Consider the following 17,760-nt stretch of genomic DNA (forward strand, 5'->3'; position numbering starts at 1 on the left):
GCCGTCGTGCGCCCGTCTACGGCGCGGCCCTCAGTTCCACCAGGTGGGGCACACCGCCTCGCGGGTCTCCGACAGTTCGATGTGGCCGGTCGTCGCGTTGTACGGCAGGCTTCTGCGCGACGTCGCCGTGGCGTCGCTGCCTCCGCTCTTCGCGTGCACCCGCAGGCTCACGGTGCCGTCCGGAAGACTGCCGGGCGGCGGCGGCCCGTCCGACACCGAGATGAACCGGCCCTCGTCGTCCACCTTCGCCGAGGGCACCTGGCGGAACGGCACCCCGCCGTCCAGCGCCTCGCCGTCCGTGTCGTACCCGACCCAGGTGAACTCCACCGTCTCGCCGGCGGGGAACATCCCCCCGCAGACGGTCACGTTGTCACCCGTCGCGTTCACCCAGTCGTAGAGCCACGGGCCCGACGGCTCCTCGGAGGGCGACGACGACGGCGCGTCCGTCGAGGGGGACGAGGACGCCACGTCCCCGCCGCCGCCCGAGCCTGCCGCGTCGTCCGAGCCGTCCGAGGCGCTCACCTGGATCAGCGCCGCGACGATCGCGCCGACGGCGGTGATCATCGCCCCGGCGATCACGCCGTTGCGCACCGCATCTGGTCTCGCCATGCTGCCCCCCACGATGGAGAACCCCCTGGCCACGACGGCCATGTCACCCACCTGTGGTGGGGTCCTCACAGCGTGACGCACCGTCGGCGAACGGTCCAGACCGCCTCCGAGGGCCCGACCCGAAAGGGCTGGCGGCCGGGGTGGCGGCCGAGGTGACCGGCGCGGTCACACCGCCGAACGGAAACCGCGCCGGTACGCCGTCGGCGTCGTGCGCATCACCTGCCGGAAGTGATGCCGGAACGTCACGGCCGACTCGAAGCCGACCGCCGAGGAGACCTCCTCCACCGACGCGTCGCCCCGCTCCAGCAGCGGCAGGCTCGCCCGCACCCGCTGCGTGGTGAGCCAGCGGATCGGAGCGCTCCCCGTGACACGGGAGAAGTGCCGCAGGTAGCTGCGCTCGGACATCCGGGCGACGCGCGCGAGCGTGGCGACCGTCAGCGGCTCGGTGAGGTGCTCCAGCGCCCAGTCCATGCTCCGCGCCACGCCCTCGCCGTCGCCCGCGTCCGCGGCCTGGACGGGGACCGGCGTGGCGATGTACTGGGCCTGGCCGCCCTCCCTGTGCGGCTGGGTCACCAGCCGCCGCGCCAGGGCGTTGGCCACCTCGGCCCCGAGGTCCCGGCGCACCAGGTGGAGGCAGAGGTCGAGGCTGGCCGCGCTGCCCGCGCTGGTGAGGACCGAGCCCTCGTCGACGTACAGCGGCCTCGGGTCGACGGTGACCAGCGGATACCTCTCCTGGAGCAGGGGCGCCCACCGCCAGTGCGTGGTCGCGCGCCGGCCGTCGAGGAGGCCGGCCGCCGCCAGGGTGAACGCGCCCGTGCACGTGGAGACCATGCGCGCACCGCGCGCGTGGGCGGCGCGCAACGCCTCGCGCAACGCCGGCGAGGGCGGCACCTCGACCTCGTGGACGCTGGGCACGATCACGGTGTCGGCCCGCGTCAGCGCCTCCAGACCGTGCGGCGTGGACAGCGTCGCCCCGCCGCCGAGGTCCACGACGCCGCCGTCCTCGCCGCAGAGCAGCAACTCGTAGTGGGGCGGCATCAGGTCGATCACGTACCGCCCGAAGACCGCGGTGGCCACGCCGATCTCGAAGGTGGAGCCGTTGGGCGTGGCGAGCACCGCGACCGTGTGTCGTTCGTTCCTCGCCATGGCGGAATCTTAACGAAGGATGGCGTTCACGCCAATGGCGGCACGGCACGCATCAACAGCATCCTCGTGAGAGACACGGACGAGAGACGACGCACCACAGGCGCAGCAACCCACGAACGCACGACGTCACGAACCACGAGCTCACGAAGTCACGAAGTCGCGAAGTCACGAAGTCACGAAGTCGCGAAGTCACGAAGTCACGACAGCGAGGGGACGCATCATGACGAGCATGAACGCCGCCGGCGGCCGGGGCGTCTTCGACGTCACCGGCACCGCGTCCGCCACCGTGGACCCCACCGGCGTGGGGAACGCGGACGTGTGGGAGACCGCGAGGACGGCGAACGACGGGAGGACGGCGGCCGGTCGGATCCTCGGAGCCCTCCGCGCGTTCGCCCAGGGCGTCCACGCCGGACACGGCATCCGTCACGGCGTCCGTCACGGTGTCCACGACGGCGGCGCACCCCGACCGCGGACCTCCCACGAGGTGGTCTGGCTGGCGGACTGGTCCCCCGACCGCCGCCCCTGACCCGTCGGGCCGCCGCGCGGCCGACCTCTCCCGCTCCCGTCACCAGCACACCTCCGGTGGCGGGAGCCGCCCGTTGTCCAAGGTATTGACACACACCCGCCACACCACGACCATCTGTGCGAGCGAGAACTTGGGAGCGCTCCCATCGCCCGGGTCGGGTCACCCCACCGTGACCGCCGTCCGCTCCCACCAGCCCCACCGCACGTCGCACGCACCCGCACGTCGCACGTCTCGCACCTCGCACCCCTGGCACGTCGCACCACGGCACGTCGCACCCCCGCACACCCGGCACCCGCGCACGCCCGCACGTCGGCCGAGCCGCACCCCGCTCAGCCCTGCCCACCATCCGATCGCACGGACGATCGCACCGACCGATCGTGCCCCACCGATCGCACAGACCAGGAGCCGTCGATGAGACACCCCCTTCGCGCCACCCTCGTCACCGCCGCCGCCCTGGCGGCGACCGTCGCCGCCGCCACCCCCGCCACGGCGGAGGAGGCCGACCCGGTGGACCTCTTCTCCGGCGAGTTCGCCCTCGGCTGCCGCAGCGCCGCCACCGAGGGCACGCTGCACTGGGAGACCACCCCCACCCCCGACCAGTCCCCGGGAAGCGTCAACGTGGCCGGCGTGCTGACCAGCAACGACGACGCGCGCTGCCTGCGACGCGGGCTGCTCGTCTTCACCGCCTACACCGGCATGGGCCAGGAGCGAGTGGACTACGCGACCGTCACCGCCGACAACGTCCCCGACGGCCTGCCGTTCGCCTTCAGTCTCACCAACGAGCTGGGCACCTCCGCCGCCCCGATCGACCTGGTCCAGCTCCAGGTCTGCGTGGACCAGGGCCCGAACCTGCCGGCCTTCGCGTGTGGCGCGCCCCAGTTCTTCACGACGACGGACCTCGAACCCACCGACTGAGCCCCCGACCCCGCGAGCACGCCCCTCCCACCCTCCCGACGCCGCCCGCCGAACGCCGCCCGCGGAACTCCGAACGCGCCGCCTCCCTCCATCTACGCTGGGTCGTATGGAACTTGGGGGAGCCGGCCTCTCCGCGGGGCTGCGGGTGGCGTCGGGAGTGTTCGCACCCCTCGTCGCGCGCCTCTTCCCGCGGGACGGGCGCGGGGCGGGGCTGGTGGAGAAGCCGGTGCGGGTGGCGTCGCTGCTGTCGCTCCGGGGGGAGCGGCGCACGCTCGGCGAGGGGGAGCTGCGCGGCCTCAGTGAGGAGCTGGTGCGCCGGGCGCTGCGGGAGGTCGGGCCGCACGACGCGCTCTCCGAGGACGACGTGGTGGCGGTGACGGAGCTGTTCGCCCGCAGCATGGTGGCCCTGGGCGAGCTGGACATGGACGACGTCCAGGCCGTCGCGCTCGGTCCCGAGCGGCTCGCCGAACGGCTGCGGCGTGCGGCACGCGGCGACGGTGGGCGCGAGGCCGTCTCGCGTGAGGCCGTCTCGCGCGACGCGGCGCTCTTCCACGAGCGGCTGGTCGACGCCGCCGCCGTGCACATCCTGCACTTCTTCACGCAGCGCTCGACGTTCGTCGCCCGGACCCTGGTCGAGCAGACCCGCCGGCTGGAGGAGATCGTCGGCGCGCTCCACCGCCAGGGGGAGCCGGGCGGCCAGGACGCGGCGTTCGAGGAGGCGTACCTGGCGAGCCTGGTGCGGCTCCACAGCCGCCTGACGATCGTCGGCGTCGACTTCACCAACTCGCCCGACACGTGGTCGCTCGGCGCCACGTACCTCTCCCTCGGCGCCGAGCCGCCGGCCGGCGGGAGCGGCGGCTCGGGCCTGGATCCGCACCCTCCCGTGCCCGTGCCCATCGACCAGGCGCTGGCCGCCGCCAGCTCCGACCGGGTGCTGCTGCGCGGCATCGCCGGCGCGGGCAAGACGACGTTCGTCCAGTGGCTCGCCGTGTCGGCCGCCGAGGGGACGCTGCCGGGCGCTCTGGGCCGGCGGCTGGCCGGGCGTGTCCCGATCGTCCTGCCGGTGCGGCGCATCGCCGACGGCGCGTTGCCCGCGCCCGCCGCGTTCCTCACCGCCGCGCGCCATCCGCTCGGCGGCTCGGAGCCGAACGGCTGGGCCGCGCGGCTGCTGGCGGCGGGCCGGGGGCTGCTGCTGCTCGACGGGATCGACGAGGCGCCGGCCGAGCGGCGCGAGCCGCTGCGCCGGCAGCTCGCCGCGCTGCTGCGGGCCTTCCCCGGCAACGTCTGGGTGGTGACGTCGCGGCCCTCGGCGGTGCGGGAGGACTGGCTGGCCGGCGAGGGCTTCGTCGAGCTCGGTCTGGCGCCGATGAACCGCGAGCAGGTCGCCCGCTTCATCCGCACCTGGCACGCGGCGGCGGCCGGGGACACCGGGCGCGACCACGCCCGCCTCCCCGAGTACGAGCGCCGGCTGCTGCACTCGGTGCGGATCCTGCGCGAGCTGCGGCGCCTGGCGACCAACCCCCTGATGTGCGGGCTGATCTGCGCGCTCAACCGGGACCGCAGCGGCATCCTGCCGCGCGGCCGGAAGGCGCTGTACAAGGCGGCCCTGGCCATGCTGCTGGAGCGGCGCGACCCGGAGCGGGAGGTCGACGCGGACGGCATCGTGCTGGAGCGGGAGGCGAAGGAGCGGCTGCTCCAGAAGCTCGCGCACTGGATGCTGCTCAACGACCGCTCGGAGATCACCCGCGACACCGCCGTGGACATCATCGAACGGCACCTCCCCGCGATCCCGTCGGCCGGCGCGCAGGGCAGCGCGGCGCAGCTCTTCGGCCACCTGCTGCACCGCACCGGGCTGCTGCGGATGCCGACGCCGCAGACCGTCGACTTCGTGCACCGCACCTTCCAGGACTACCTCAGCGCCAAGGAGGCCGTCGAGCGGCACGACTTCCCGTACCTGGTGCGCAACGCGCACCGCCCGGACTGGGACGAGGTGATCCGGATGGCGGTGTCGCTGGCGAGGCCGGACGAGTGCGCGAGGATGATCGAGGACCTGATCTCGGCCAAGCCGCACCTGCGGCCGGCGGAGGCCCGGTACTGCAAGCTGCTGGCGGCGGCCTGCGTGGAGCACGCCACGGAGATGAGCCCCGAGGCGCGGGCGGCGGTGCGGCAGCGGACCCGCTTCCTGGTGCAGCCGGACTCGGTGGGCGCGGCGCGTGGGCTGGGCTGGATAGGACCGATCGCGCTGGAGCTGCTGCCGGAGCCGGAGGGCGTGTCGGACCGTAAGGCGCTGCTGCTGGCGGCGACGGCCTCGGGCGTGCGGGACGACGCGGCGATCGACTACCTGGCGCGGCTGCGCTCCCACCGCTCGCTGGCGGTGCGGGCGGAGCTGGCGGGGGCGTGGCACCGGTTCGACACCCAGCGGTACGCGGCCGAGATCATCGCCCACCTCGATCCGGCGGGGCTGTACTTCACGGTCACGGACAGGGAGGAGCTGGCGGCGCTGCGGCGGCTCGGCGGCCGGGAGCGGGTGCGGGTCGGGGAGGAGCTGACGCCCCGGGAGCTGACGGGCCGGAACGGGCTGGTGGCGGAGCTGCTGACCCACCTGTACCTGCTGGCGTACGACGCGCGCGAGGGCATGGGGTGGCTGGCGGCCTTCCCCCGGCTGCGGGTGCTGCGGCTCGGCCGGCACGTGGGGCCGGTGCGCGGGGTGCCGGAGGGGGTCGCGGTCGAGCGGGACGGACGCGCCGGGGACGCTCACCGCCCCTGAGGACTGTCCCGCACGGACGCGGTGTGCCGCCGCGTCACCGGTACGTCACCGGCGCGGGGCCGGGCGGCGGCCCCGCACGCGGAACGCCCCCGCGGCCGGTGTGGCCGCGGGGGCGTCGCGTCGTGTCGCGTCCGTGGGCGCGGGTGCCTCAGGCGTCCTTCGAGAGGTTCGGGCCGCCGCCGGCCGCCTGCTCGACGGGCGGGGCGTCCGGGAGGGCGGACTTCTCCTCACCCCGGAAGGTGAAGGTGGCGTCCTTGCCCTCGCCCTCGATGCCGACGACCACGATGTGACCGGGGCGCAGCTCGCCGAAGAGGATCTTCTCCGACAGCATGTCCTCGATCTCGCGCTGGATCGTCCGGCGCAGCGGCCTGGCGCCCAGCACCGGGTCGTATCCGTGCTTGGCCAGGAGCTCCTTGGCTTCCGAGCTGAGCTCGATGCCCATGTCCCGGTCCTTCAGGCGGTCGTCCACCTGAGCGATCATCAGGTCGACGATCTTGATGATGTCGTCCTGGCTGAGCTGGTGGAAGACGACCGTGTCGTCGACGCGGTTCAGGAACTCCGGGCGGAAGTGCTGCTTCAGCTCGTCGTTGACCTTGGCCTTCATCCGGTCGTACCCGGTGTTGACGTCGCCCGCCACGGCGAAGCCCATGTTGAAGCCCTTGGAGATGTCCTTCGTGCCGAGGTTGGTCGTCATGATGATGACCGTGTTCTTGAAGTCCACGACCCGGCCCTGGGAGTCGGTCAGGCGACCGTCCTCCAGGATCTGCAACAGGGAGTTGAAGATGTCCGGGTGGGCCTTCTCGACCTCGTCGAAGAGGACCACGGAGAACGGCTTCCGGCGCACCTTCTCCGTCAGCTGTCCGCCCTCCTCGTACCCGACGTACCCGGGCGGGGAGCCGAACAGCCGGGAAACGGTGTGCTTTTCACCGAACTCCGACATGTCGAGGGCGATCAGCGCGTCCTCGTCGCCGAAGAGGAACTCCGCGAGCGTCTTGGACAGCTCCGTCTTACCGACGCCCGAGGGGCCGGCGAAGATGAACGATCCACCGGGCCGCTTCGGGTCCTTCAGACCGGCCCGCGTGCGCCGGATGGCCTGCGAGAGCGCCTTGATGGCGTCGTCCTGGCCAATGACGCGCTTGTGCAGCTCGTCCTCCATGCGCAGCAGACGCGAGGACTCCTCCTCGGTCAGCTTGAAGACCGGAATACCGGTGGAGGCGGCCAGAACCTCGGCGATCAGCTCCTCGTCGACCTCGGCGACGACGTCCATGTCGCCGGACTTCCACTCCTTCTCCCGCGCGGACTTGGCGGTCAGCAGCTGCTTTTCCTTGTCCCGCAGAGAGGCGGCCTTCTCGAAGTCCTGGGAGTCGATCGCCGACTCCTTCTCGCGCCGCACGTTCGCGATCTTCTCGTCGAACTCGCGCAGGTCCGGCGGCGCGGTCATGCGGCGGATGCGCATCCGCGAGCCGGCCTCGTCGATGAGGTCGATCGCCTTGTCCGGCAGGAAGCGGTCGGAGATGTACCGGTCGGCGAGCTGGGCCGCCGCGACCAGCGCGGAGTCCGTGATCGAGACGCGGTGGTGCGCCTCGTACCGGTCGCGCAGACCCTTCAGGATCTCGATCGTGTGCGGCAGGGAGGGCTCCGCGACCTGGATGGGCTGGAAGCGACGCTCCAGCGCCGCGTCCTTCTCCAGGTACTTGCGGTACTCGTCCAGCGTGGTGGCGCCGATGGTCTGCAGCTCGCCGCGGGCCAGCATCGGCTTGAGGATGCTCGCCGCGTCGATCGCGCCCTCGGCGGCGCCCGCGCCGACCAGGGTGTGCAGCTCGTCGATGAACAGGATGATGTCGCCCCGCGTGCGGATCTCCTTGAGCACCTTCTTCAGGCGCTCCTCGAAGTCACCGCGGTACCGGGAGCCGGCCACCAGGGCACCGAGGTCCAGGGTGTAGAGGTGCTTGTCCTTGAGGGTCTCGGGCACCTCGCCCTTGACGATGGCCTGGGCCAGGCCCTCGACGACGGCGGTCTTACCGACACCGGGCTCGCCGATGAGGACGGGGTTGTTCTTGGTGCGTCGGGAGAGCACCTGCATGACCCGCTCGATCTCCTTCTCGCGCCCGATGACCGGGTCGAGCTTGGACTCGCGGGCGGCCTGGGTGAGATTCCGGCCGAACTGGTCGAGCACCAGGGAGGTGGACGGCGTGCCCTCGGACGGCGCGCCAGCCGTGGCGGCCTCCTTACCGCCGGAGTAACCGGAGAGCAGCTGGATGACCTGCTGCCGCACCCGGTTCAGGTCAGCGCCCAGCTTCACGAGGACCTGGGCGGCGACGCCCTCGCCCTCGCGGATCAGGCCGAGCAGGATGTGCTCGGTGCCGATGTAGTTGTGGCCGAGCTGCAGGGCCTCGCGGAGCGACAGCTCCAGAACCTTCTTGGCCCGAGGGGTGAAGGGGATGTGCCCGGAGGGGGCCTGCTGGCCCTGCCCGATGATCTCCTCCACCTGCTGGCGGACCGCCTCAAGCGAGATCCCGAGGCTCTCCAGGGCCTTAGCGGCGACACCCTCACCCTCGTGGATCAGGCCCAGGAGGATGTGCTCGGTGCCGATGTAGTTGTGGTTGAGCATCCGGGCCTCTTCCTGGGCCAGGACGACAACCCGCCGCGCGCGGTCGGTGAACCTCTCGAACATCGTTATCGCTCCTCAGAGCGGTCAGGCAGTAAAGGGGTCGGTCCCCTCCCTGTCCTTCCGCAGCTTAGTCCCGCAACGGGGGACCGCTCATTCCCACTGTCCTCTCCTGTCATCGGGCACGGTCCCGAGCAGGCGACGACAGCTACAACTCGATGGTGCGAGACGATGTTCCCGCAGGCCAAGGACTGGCACCCCGGATGACTACGCCGATGGCGAACGCTCCTGGCCGACATACCCCGGGCCCACGACACCGCCCCCCTTGCATCGATCGTGTTGATCGCGTGATGGATCGTGTGTGCTGATCGTGTTTGATCGGATCGATTGGAGACTTCCTACCCTTCCAGCCTGTCACTCCATGCGGCACGCGCCGAGGACATCCGCTACAGGCGAACGGGATCAAGTCGTGGACAAGGGAATGTCACACTCCGCGCCGATGTGACGCCAGATCGTCACATGGAGTTAACCCGTACCCGATGACTCCGCGCGTGGCGGGGCCGGGCGGCGCGGGCGGGAGAGGCGCGCGATCAGAAGGAGGGGCGCGGCCGGCGCGGGCGCGGGGCGGACCGGGCGGACGGCGCGGCCGGCGGGGGCGGCGGCACGACCGGGCGGGTGGACGAGCAGGGGGGAAAGCGTGGAGCCGGCGTGTGCCCCCCGTGCGGACAGACACCTCGGGGAGCCGCCCACACAACGAGTGCGACTCCCCGTACAGGCGCGCGGAGCTTCGACGCCGCGCCGCGCCCGCTCGCCGGACGCGTCCGGCAGGTGCGGGTCAGACCCCTGCCTTCTCGTAGGCCTCGCGAATGTTGGCCGGGACGCGACCCCGGTCATTGACCTCGTATCCGTTTTCCTTCGCCCAGGCACGGATTTTCGCCGTGTCCTGGCTGCTGCTGCCGGAAGCCGGGGCGGCCGCGCGACCCCTGCCACGGGCGGCACGGGAGCCACCGGCACGACGACCGGCCTTGACATACGGCTCCAGCGCCGTGCGGAGCTTGTCCGCGTTTTCGGAGTTGAGGTCGATCTCGTAAGACTTGCCGTCGAGCGCGAACGTAACCGTCTCGTCCGCCTCGCCGCCACTGAGGTCATCGAGGAGAAGGACCTGTACCTTCTGTGCCACCGGGCTACTCCTCATTCATGGTTGCCGAATACCAATAGGTGTACTGCGGGTGTAATGAAACCGCCAATGCCGAGAAAACACAAACCCTGGGTGGGGATTCCGTCGAACCCGATAAGACACGATGGGACGATCTGGGACACACCACCCGCGCCTGTTACCCAATGTACCCGGAGAAATATTCGGCGGGTCGGATGATGCGATGGCACGGCCGCTCAGTCCGCGCCGCCGTCTCCCTCTCGCACTCCCGGGATCTCCCCCGCATCGGCTTCCGCGTCCACTCCGTCTTCGGTACGGTCTTCGGAGCCGCGTTCCCCTCCGCCTTCCCGCCCGTGTTCCCGCCCGTCTTCCCGTCCCGCTTCCGACTCGGGTTCCGACGCCGGTTCCCGCCCTGCTTCCGGCCCCGGTTCCCGCCGCGCTTCCCGTTCCCGGCCGTCTTCGTCGGAGAGCACCCGCACACCCGGCACATGTCCCACACGCAGGGCGTCACGCAATGACTCGGTCTGCTCGGGCGACATCATGCCGAAGAAAGCGACGAGTGCCGCGGCGGGGTTGTCACTCTGCGCCCACGCGTCATTCATCAATGCCGCGGAGTAGGCGGGGCGGGTCGACACGGCGGCATATCGATAGGCCCGGCCCTCCTGCTCGCGCCGCACCCAGCCCTTCTGCCGCAGGTTGTCCAGCACGGTCATGACCGTCGTATAGGCGATCGAGCGTTCCCGTCGCAGATCCTCAAGAACTTCCCGCACGGTGACGGGCCGGTTCCACTCCCATACGCGGGTCATCACCGCGTCTTCCAACTCTCCCAATGGCCGAGGCACAGGGGGAAGAATAGCCGCGACAAGACAAAGCGGACATGTGTGGCGCGACGGCCAATGGAGTAGGAAGAGCCGGACGGGCCGGAGGGAGGGAGGGGTGGCGCGGGGGGTGGAAGGTGACGCGTGGGATCAGGCCGGCCTGTCGGCGGCGGCCTCCCGCGCGGCGGCCTCGCGGGCCGCGATCGCCGCGTCCACCGCGGCGTCCTCCTTGTACTTGTTGGCACCGCCCTGGGTCCGCACGATGGTCACGATCAGCCAGGTGAAGGCGACCGCCATGACGGCGGGCGGGAAGAGTGCGGCGATGTAGTCCACGGTGCTCGGCCTCCTCGGGGCGCTCAGGCGGGAGCCGACCCCAGCGTACCGACCCGCCGCCAGGCCGCCACGCCCGGTCCACCCCTTTTGGCCGGGGCGTGTCCGGGAGGCCCTCCGACCGGCGCCGGCCGGCCGTGGGAGCACGCCCTACGACCGGCCGCTCTCCTCGCCGCCGCCCGGGGCCCCGCCGCCCTCCTGCTGCTCGCCCTCCGGCCGCGGGGAGCCGCCGGGCGCGGGCTCCGTGGCGGCGGGCGGCGCCGGCTGCTGGGCCGGGGGGCGCTTCCGGCGCGGGGGAAAGATGTCAGCCGGGGTCGGCACCGGGCGGTGCCGGGGCTTGCGCTGCTCATCGTTTCCCTCAGAGGGGCCCTTGGTCGTCGCCATGGAGCCGACATTAAGTGGTTAGAAGACAAACTCGCGTCATTCGCCCAGAACCGGGCGTGGCGCCCCGCCGTGCGGTGCCTCACCGTGCTGTGGCACGACGTGCGGCGGCGCGGCTCAGGAACGGGAGACGTTCCGCTCGTAGACCAGGCGCAGGCCGACGAGGGTCAGCCACGGCTCGTGCTCGTCGATCACGGTGGACTCGCGCAGCACCATCGGCGCGAGCCCGCCCGTCGCGATCACCGTCACGTCGTCCGGGTCGTCGGCGAGCTCGCGCGACATCCGCTCCACCACGCCGTCGACCTGGCCGGCGAAGCCGTAGAGGATGCCGGACTGCATCGACTCCACGGTGTTCTTGCCGATGACCCGGCGGGGGCGGGCCAGCTCGACCTTCCGCAGCTGCGCGCCCCGCATGCCGAGGGCCTCCACGGAGATCTCGATGCCCGGCGCGATCGCGCCGCCCGCGTACTCGCCGCGCTCGGAGACGGCGTCGTACGTCGTGGCCGTGCCGAAGTCCACCACGATGCAGGGGCCGCCGTAGAGCTCGACCGCCGCCACCGCGTTGATGAGGCGGTCGGCGCCGAGCTCCTTGGGGTTGTCGATGAGGATCGGCACGCCCGTCTTCACGCCGGGCTCGACGAGGACGGCCGGGATGTCGCCGTAGTACCGGCGGGTCACCTCGCGCAGCTCGTGCAGCACGGACGGCACGGTGGAGCAGATCGCGATGCCGTCGATGCCGTCGCCCAGGTCCTCACCGAGCAGCGGGTGCATGCCCATCAGGCCCTGGAGCAGCACGGCGAGCTCGTCGGCGGTGCGGCGGTGGTCGGTGGAGACCCGCCAGTGCTCGACGATCTCCTCACCGTCGAAGAGCCCGAGGACCGTGTGCGTGTTGCCGACGTCGATGGTGAGCAGCATGGTCAGGCACCCGTCCTGAGGTCGAGGCCGATGTCGAGGATCGGTGCGGAGTGGGTGAGGGCGCCGACGGCCAGGTAGTCCACGCCGGCGTCGGCGTAGGCGCGGGCGGTCTCCAGCGTGAGGCGGCCGGACGCCTCCAGCCGGGCGCGGCCGGCGACCAGGCGGACGGCCTCGACGGCCTGCTCGGGGGTGAAGTTGTCCAGGAGGACCAGGTCGGCGCCCTCGGCGAGGACCGGCTCGATCTGGTCGAGGCGGTCGACCTCGACCTCGACGGGCAGGCCGGGGAACTCCTGGCGGACCAGGCGGAACGCCTCGGCGACCCCGCCGGCCGCCACGACGTGGTTGTCCTTGATCAGCGCGGCGTCCGAGAGCGACATGCGGTGGTTCCGGCCGCCGCCGCACCGCACGGCGTACTTCTCCAGGGCGCGCAGCCCCGGCGTGGTCTTGCGGGTGTCGCGGACGGCCGCGCCCGTGCCCTCGAGCGCGTCGGCCCAGGCGCGGGTGGCGGTGGCGATGCCGGAGAGGCGGCAGAGCAGGTTCAGGGCGCTGCGCTCACCCGTGAGCAGGTCCCGGGTGCGGGCGGTGACCGTCAGCAGGCGCTGTCCGGCGGCGACGCGGTCGCCGTCCTCGACGTGCCGCTCGACCTCCAGGTCCTCGGTGGCGACCGTGGACAGGACGGCCTCGACGACGCGCAGGCCGGCGACGGTGCCGGCCTGGCGGGCGACGAAGTCGCCGGTGGCGACGGCGTCCTCGGGGATGGTGGCGACGGTGGTGACGTCGGTGCCCTGGTCGAGGTCCTCCTCGATCGCGAGGTGGGCGATGTCCTCGACCTGCACCGGGTCGAGGCCGGCGGCGGCCAGCTCGGCGGCGAGCTCGGGGTCGAGGCCGCACTCCAGCGCGTCGGGGGCGTCGTAGCCCCCGGGCGCGAGGTCCGCGTGGTCCCCGCAGCCACAGCCGCAGCCGGCTTCGGCGTCGGGCGCGGCGTCGCCGGGTCTGGTGCCGATGGGCAGCAGCGTGAGGTCCACGGCGCGGGAGGGGCTGCCCGGGTCGCCCGGGTGCTGGGCGGGGCTCTGGCTCGGGGTCGACGGGGTGGTCACTGGGTCTCCGGGAACGCTGTGGTGTCGGTGGTGCGGATGTCGAGCGTAGAGCCCGCGCCGTCGTCCGTGGGGCGGAGGCGGACGACGAGGTGGCGTCGCCACGCGGCGTCGTCCCGCTCGGGAAGGTCCTCGCGCCAGTGGCAGCCGCGGGTCTCGGTGCGGTGGCGGGCGGCGGCGACGAGGACGCGGGCGATGAGGTGGAGGTTGGCGGTCTCCCAGGTGTCGACGCCCGGCTCGGCCGGCTTGGGCTCCGCGCCGTCCCGTGCGTCGGGGACGTCGGCGGTGGGGATGGCGCCGGGGGTGGGGAGAGCGCCGGGGGCGACGAGCGCGTCGAGCCGGCGGGCGGCCTCGTCGAGGCTGGTGGCCGAGCGCAGCACGCCCGCGCCCGCCGTCATGATCCGTTGGATGGCGCGGCGCGCCTCGGGCGGGAGCAGCGGCGCGGCCGGCGCGGTCGGAACGCCCGGGGCGGGGGGAACGGCCGGCCCGGCGGGCGAGGTGCGCGTCGCCCCGGGACCCGCGCAGGCGGCGGCCGCGATGCGGTGGGCGAAGACCAGCCCCTCCAGCAGCGAGTTGGAGGCCAGGCGGTTGGCGCCGTGGACCCCCGTGCAGGCCGTCTCACCGCACGCGTACAGGCCGGGCACGGTGGTGCGGCCGTGGAGGTCGGTGCGGACGCCCCCCGAGGCGTAGTGGGCGGCCGGCGCCACCGGGATCGGCTCCGTCACGGGGTCGATGCCGCGGGCGCGGCAGGCCGCGAGGATCGTGGGGAAGCGGCGGCGCCACATCTCGGCGCCGAAGTGGCGCGCGTCGAGGAACATGTGGTCCGCGCCCTGCTCCAGCATCCGCCGCGTGATCGCCTTGGCGACGACGTCGCGCGGCGCGAGCTCCGCCAGCTCGTGCTGGCCCAGCATGAAGCGCACCCCGTCGGCGTCCACGAGGTGGGCGCCCTCGCCGCGCACCGCCTCGGAGACCAGGGCCTGCTGGCCCTCCGCGTCGGGCCCCAGGTAGAGCACCGTCGGGTGGAACTGCACGAACTCCAGGTCGGAGACCTCGGCCCCGGCCCGCAGCGCCAGCGCCACGCCGTCGCCCGTGGAGACGGCGGGGTTGGTGGTGGCGGAGAAGACCTGGCCCATGCCGCCCGTGGCCAGCACGACGGCGGGGGCGTGGACGGCGCCGACGCCGTCGTGCCGGCCCTCGCCCATGACGTGCAACGTCACGCCGGACGCGTGGCCGCGGGCGTCGGTGAGGAGGTCGAGCGCGAGGGCGTTCTCGATGGTCCGGATGCCGGCCGCGCGGACCGCCGCGACCAGCGCCCGGGAGATCTCGACGCCGGTGGCGTCACCGCCGGCGTGCGCGATGCGGCGACGGCGGTGGCCGCCCTCGCGGGTGAGGGAGAGCGCGCCGTCGGGGTCGGTGTCGAAGCGGGCGCCCAGCTCGATCAGGCGGCGGACGGCGGACGGCCCCTCCGTGACGAGGGTGGCGACGGCCGCCTCGTCGCACAGCCCGGCACCGGCGACGAGGGTGTCCTCGCGGTGCTCCTCGGGGGTGTCGCCGTCGGCGAGCGCCGCGGCGACGCCGCCCTGGGCCCAACGGGTCGAGCCGTCGTCCAGCCGCGCCTTGGTGACGATGACGGTGTGGCGCCCGGCGTCGGCGCAGGCGAGGGCCGCGGTGAGGCCGGCGACGCCCGAGCCGACGACCACGACGTCGGCCTCGATGGCCCAGCCGGGCGGCGGCGCGGCGAGCGCGGCGACGGGCCGCGACGGCGCGGGCTCCGCGCGCCCTATGGGACCGGGGGCGGCGCCCCCGGCGGCGCTCACGCCACCCCTCCCAGGACGAGACGGACGTTGTCGATGAGGCGGGTGGTGCCGACCCGTGCGGCCACGGCCATGATCGCCTCCCCGGCGTGGTCGTCGGGGACCTCGGTGAAGTCCTCGGGGTGGACGAGCGCGAGGTAGTCCAGGCGCAGCGGCGGGTCCGCGACGGCGGCCTCGTCGAGCACCGCGAGGGCCGCGGCGCGGGCGCTGGCGGGCGAGGTGAGGTGCCGGCCTCCGCCTGCGCCGGCGCGGGTGCCCGGGCCGCCGCCGTGGGCGGCCTCGCCCCCGGCGGCGGCGACGGAGGCGGCCGCGGCGGCGACGGCGTGGGCGTCGGCGGAGGCGCGGGCCTCGTGGAGCTCGGCGAGCGCGGCGGCCCGCTCCGCCGCCCGCTCCCTGCCGCCCGGCGGCGCGGCGGCCGTGACGCGGGCCTTCAGGGCGCCCTCGGCGGCCAGCCGGTCGCGGGCCGCGAACAGGGCGCGGGAGAGCGCGAGGGCCGTGGTCCGCTCGCGCCGGGAGAGGTAGCGGTTGCGGCTGGAGAGGGCGAGGCCGTCCTCCTCGCGGACGGTGGGGACGCCGACGACCTCGACGGGGAAGTTCAGGTCGGCCACCATGCGGCGGATCAGCGCCAGCTGCTGGGCGTCCTTCTCGCCGAAGCAGGCGACGTCGGGGCGGGTGAGGTGGAGCAGCTTGGCGACGACGGTCAGCACGCCGCCGAAGTGTCCCGGGCGCGAGGCGCCCTCCAGCAGCTCCCCCACGGGCCCGGCGTCGATCCGCACCCGCGGCTCGCCCCCCGGGTAGACCACCGCGTCGGTGGGGGCGAAGACCAGGTCGGCGCCGGCGGCGGCGGCGACCGTCACGTCGGCGTCGAGGGTGCGGGGATAGCGGTCGAGGTCCTCGCCCGCGCCGAACTGGAGCGGGTTGACGTAGACGGTGACGACGAGGAGCCCGTCGGGGCCCAGCAGGCGCCGGGCGGCGCGGACGAGCGTGGCGTGCCCCTCGTGGAGGGCGCCCATCGTCATCACGACGGCGCGACGGGCGGAGGGGGCCGCGTCGTAGTGGGCCGTCAGCTCCTCGGCGGTGCGCACGACGGTGGCGGTGGCTGTCACGGCTGGTCTCCCTCCTGGCCGGCGGCGCCGGGCTGGCCCGGGTCGCCGGGATCACCCGGGTCGCCCCGGTCGCCGGAGCCCGCGAGCACCCCCAGCAGCTCCTCGGCCAGCTCCGGCCTGAGCAGGCCGTGGTCGAGGGCGCGGTCGGCGGTGGTGCGGGCCATCGCGAGGTACCCGGGCAGCGCGTCGGGCGCGTGCGCGCGCAGCTCCGCCACGTGCGCCGCGACGGTGCCGGCGTCGCCCCGGGCCACGGGCCCGGTCAGGGCCGCGTCGCCGGAGCGCAGCGCGTTGTCCAACGCGGCGCCCAGCAGCGGGCCCAGCATGCGGTCGGGCGCCGTCACGCCGACGCCGCGCAGCAGGTCCATGGACTGGGCGACCAGCGTCACCAGGTGGTTCGCGCCGAGCGCCAGGGCGGCGTGGTACAGCGGGCGGTCCTTCTCGGCGATCCACTCGGGCTCGCCGCCCATCTCGATGACCAGCGCCTCGGCGGCCAGCCGCAGCTCCTGCGGCGCGGTCACGCCGAAGGAGCAGCCCGCCAGCCGCTGCACGTCCACGGGCGTGCCGGTGAAGGTCATCACGGGGTGCAGCGCCAACGGCAGCGCGCCGGCGCGCAGCGCGGGCTCCAGCACGGCGGCCCCGTACCGCCCCGAGGTGTGGACCAGCAGCTGCCCCGGGCGGACGGCACCCGTCTCGGCGAGGCCCGCGACCAGGCCGGGCAGCGCGTCGTCGGGCACGGTGAGAAGGACCAGGTCCGCCCGGCGCAGCACCTCGTCGGGCGCCACCAGCGGCACGCCGGGCAGCAGCTCCTCGGCGCGGCGGCGCGAGGCGTCGGAGACGCCCGAGGCCGCCACCGGGCGGTGGCCCGCCAGCCGCAGCGCGGCGGCCAGCGCGGGTCCGACGCGGCCCGCGCCGACGACCCCGACGGTCAGTCGGGCGGGGCGGTCTCGCGCCTCGGTCGTCCGGCGGGCGGCGCTGGCGGCGGCGTTCACGGCGGCTGATGCCTCTTTCGTTCCTGCGTTCCGGTCCGTGCGTGTATGGGTACCGGACGTCGAGGCCATGCTACGGCCTGCCGGCCGGCGGGCAGGGGTGGCCCGGACGGGTACCGGCCGTCCGGGCGCCCGCCGCGCCGCGCCGGGGCGGGGACCCGCGCCCGGGACCCGCGCCCGGACCGGCCCCAGGCCGCCTGGGCCCTGTCCGGCGGATCCTCGTGGGTCAGCCCGCGGCGTCGGACGCGGCCCGTCGCACGGCGGAGGGCCGTCCCCGTACCACGAAGCGACGGGGGCACCTCCCGCGCCGCGCAGCGGCGTGGGGGAGTACGTGGACGATCCCGACAACGTGGCGGATGGCCGCATCTGACGTCGCGGGCCCGCGACGATCCACCGGACAGGGACTGAAGGCTGTCCCGCAGTCCCTGGTGGATCAGGGAGCGGCGTCCTGTGGCTTCTCCCCCACGCCGCTCCGCGGCGCGGGGTGCCCGCAGCAAGGCGCGGTGGGAGTCAGCCTTGCAGGCTGGCGACCGACGACAACGCGGCTGGGGGCACCGCCCGGACCCCGGAGGGGTCTGGGGGAGGACGT

15 protein-coding genes are annotated in these 17,760 nt (G+C 73.7%); 3 read left to right on the forward strand and 12 right to left on the reverse strand.

The annotated features are described in order from the left end of the window. Positions 1-30: 30 nt before the first annotated feature. Positions 31-609, reverse strand: a complete 579-nt coding sequence (locus ACTWP5_RS03155) for a hypothetical protein (protein ID WP_443219125.1) — start codon at positions 607-609, stop codon at positions 31-33. Positions 610-774: 165 nt separating this feature from the next. Then, on the reverse strand, positions 775-1,755 hold the full coding sequence (locus ACTWP5_RS03160) for a helix-turn-helix domain-containing protein (RefSeq protein WP_443219126.1): 981 nt from the start codon (positions 1,753-1,755) through the stop codon (positions 775-777). A gap of 220 nt (positions 1,756-1,975) precedes the next feature. Here ACTWP5_RS03160 and ACTWP5_RS03165 point away from each other — a divergent pair, with 220 nt between their 5' ends. The 3 genes from ACTWP5_RS03165 to ACTWP5_RS03175 all read left to right on the forward strand — a co-directional run bounded on the left by ACTWP5_RS03165 (position 1,976) and on the right by ACTWP5_RS03175 (position 5,963). Continuing rightward, positions 1,976-2,281 carry a hypothetical protein gene (locus ACTWP5_RS03165; protein WP_443219127.1) on the forward strand — a complete coding sequence of 102 codons (306 nt, stop codon included), beginning with the start codon at positions 1,976-1,978 and terminating at the stop codon, positions 2,279-2,281. A gap of 411 nt (positions 2,282-2,692) precedes the next feature. After that, positions 2,693-3,196 carry a hypothetical protein gene (locus ACTWP5_RS03170; RefSeq protein WP_443219128.1) on the forward strand — a complete coding sequence of 168 codons (504 nt, stop codon included), beginning with the start codon at positions 2,693-2,695 and terminating at the stop codon, positions 3,194-3,196. 106 nt (positions 3,197-3,302) lie between these two features. Next, positions 3,303-5,963 (forward strand): NACHT domain-containing protein, encoded by a 2,661-nt coding sequence (locus ACTWP5_RS03175; RefSeq protein ID WP_443219129.1) that lies wholly within the window; start codon positions 3,303-3,305, stop codon positions 5,961-5,963. Between the two features lie 148 nt (positions 5,964-6,111). On the opposite strand, the gene ACTWP5_RS03180 is transcribed toward ACTWP5_RS03175, so the two are convergent. The 10 genes from ACTWP5_RS03180 to ACTWP5_RS03225 all read right to left on the reverse strand — a co-directional run bounded on the left by ACTWP5_RS03180 (position 6,112) and on the right by ACTWP5_RS03225 (position 17,174). Further along, on the reverse strand, positions 6,112-8,637 hold the full coding sequence (locus ACTWP5_RS03180) for an ATP-dependent Clp protease ATP-binding subunit (RefSeq protein ID WP_443219130.1): 2,526 nt from the start codon (positions 8,635-8,637) through the stop codon (positions 6,112-6,114). 769 nt (positions 8,638-9,406) lie between these two features. Continuing rightward, positions 9,407-9,751 carry a histone-like nucleoid-structuring protein Lsr2 gene (locus tag ACTWP5_RS03185; RefSeq protein WP_443219131.1) on the reverse strand — a complete coding sequence of 115 codons (345 nt, stop codon included), beginning with the start codon at positions 9,749-9,751 and terminating at the stop codon, positions 9,407-9,409. A gap of 212 nt (positions 9,752-9,963) precedes the next feature. Next, positions 9,964-10,533 (reverse strand): BlaI/MecI/CopY family transcriptional regulator, encoded by a 570-nt coding sequence (locus ACTWP5_RS03190; protein ID WP_443219332.1) that lies wholly within the window; start codon positions 10,531-10,533, stop codon positions 9,964-9,966. Between the two features lie 162 nt (positions 10,534-10,695). After that, positions 10,696-10,878, reverse strand: a complete 183-nt coding sequence (locus tag ACTWP5_RS03195) for a hypothetical protein (RefSeq protein ID WP_443219132.1) — start codon at positions 10,876-10,878, stop codon at positions 10,696-10,698. A 147-nt stretch (positions 10,879-11,025) separates the two neighbouring features. Next, positions 11,026-11,259, reverse strand: coding sequence for a hypothetical protein (locus ACTWP5_RS03200; RefSeq protein WP_443219133.1), 234 nt, complete (start codon positions 11,257-11,259; stop codon positions 11,026-11,028). Between the two features lie 114 nt (positions 11,260-11,373). After that, the gene (locus ACTWP5_RS03205) at positions 11,374-12,171 is read right to left on the reverse strand and encodes a type III pantothenate kinase (RefSeq protein ID WP_443219134.1); all 798 of its coding nucleotides are present in this window, start codon (positions 12,169-12,171) and stop codon (positions 11,374-11,376) included. A 2-nt stretch (positions 12,172-12,173) separates the two neighbouring features. Beyond that, the gene (gene nadC / locus ACTWP5_RS03210) at positions 12,174-13,196 is read right to left on the reverse strand and encodes a carboxylating nicotinate-nucleotide diphosphorylase (RefSeq protein WP_443219333.1); all 1,023 of its coding nucleotides are present in this window, start codon (positions 13,194-13,196) and stop codon (positions 12,174-12,176) included. A gap of 68 nt (positions 13,197-13,264) precedes the next feature. Beyond that, positions 13,265-15,049 carry an L-aspartate oxidase gene (locus tag ACTWP5_RS03215; protein WP_443219334.1) on the reverse strand — a complete coding sequence of 595 codons (1,785 nt, stop codon included), beginning with the start codon at positions 15,047-15,049 and terminating at the stop codon, positions 13,265-13,267. Positions 15,050-15,078: 29 nt separating this feature from the next. Continuing rightward, positions 15,079-16,185, reverse strand: coding sequence for a pantoate--beta-alanine ligase (panC, locus tag ACTWP5_RS03220; RefSeq protein ID WP_443219135.1), 1,107 nt, complete (start codon positions 16,183-16,185; stop codon positions 15,079-15,081). After that, complete coding sequence (locus ACTWP5_RS03225; protein ID WP_443219136.1) at positions 16,182-17,174, reverse strand: Rossmann-like and DUF2520 domain-containing protein; 993 nt, start codon at positions 17,172-17,174, stop codon at positions 16,182-16,184. The genes panC and ACTWP5_RS03225 overlap by 4 nt, the downstream gene beginning before the upstream one ends. Positions 17,175-17,760 lie beyond the last annotated feature (586 nt).

It is taken from the genome of Streptomyces sp. 4N509B (assembly GCF_052245655.1).
In the GTDB taxonomy this organism is placed as follows: Bacteria; Actinomycetota; Actinomycetes; order Streptomycetales; family Streptomycetaceae; genus Streptomyces.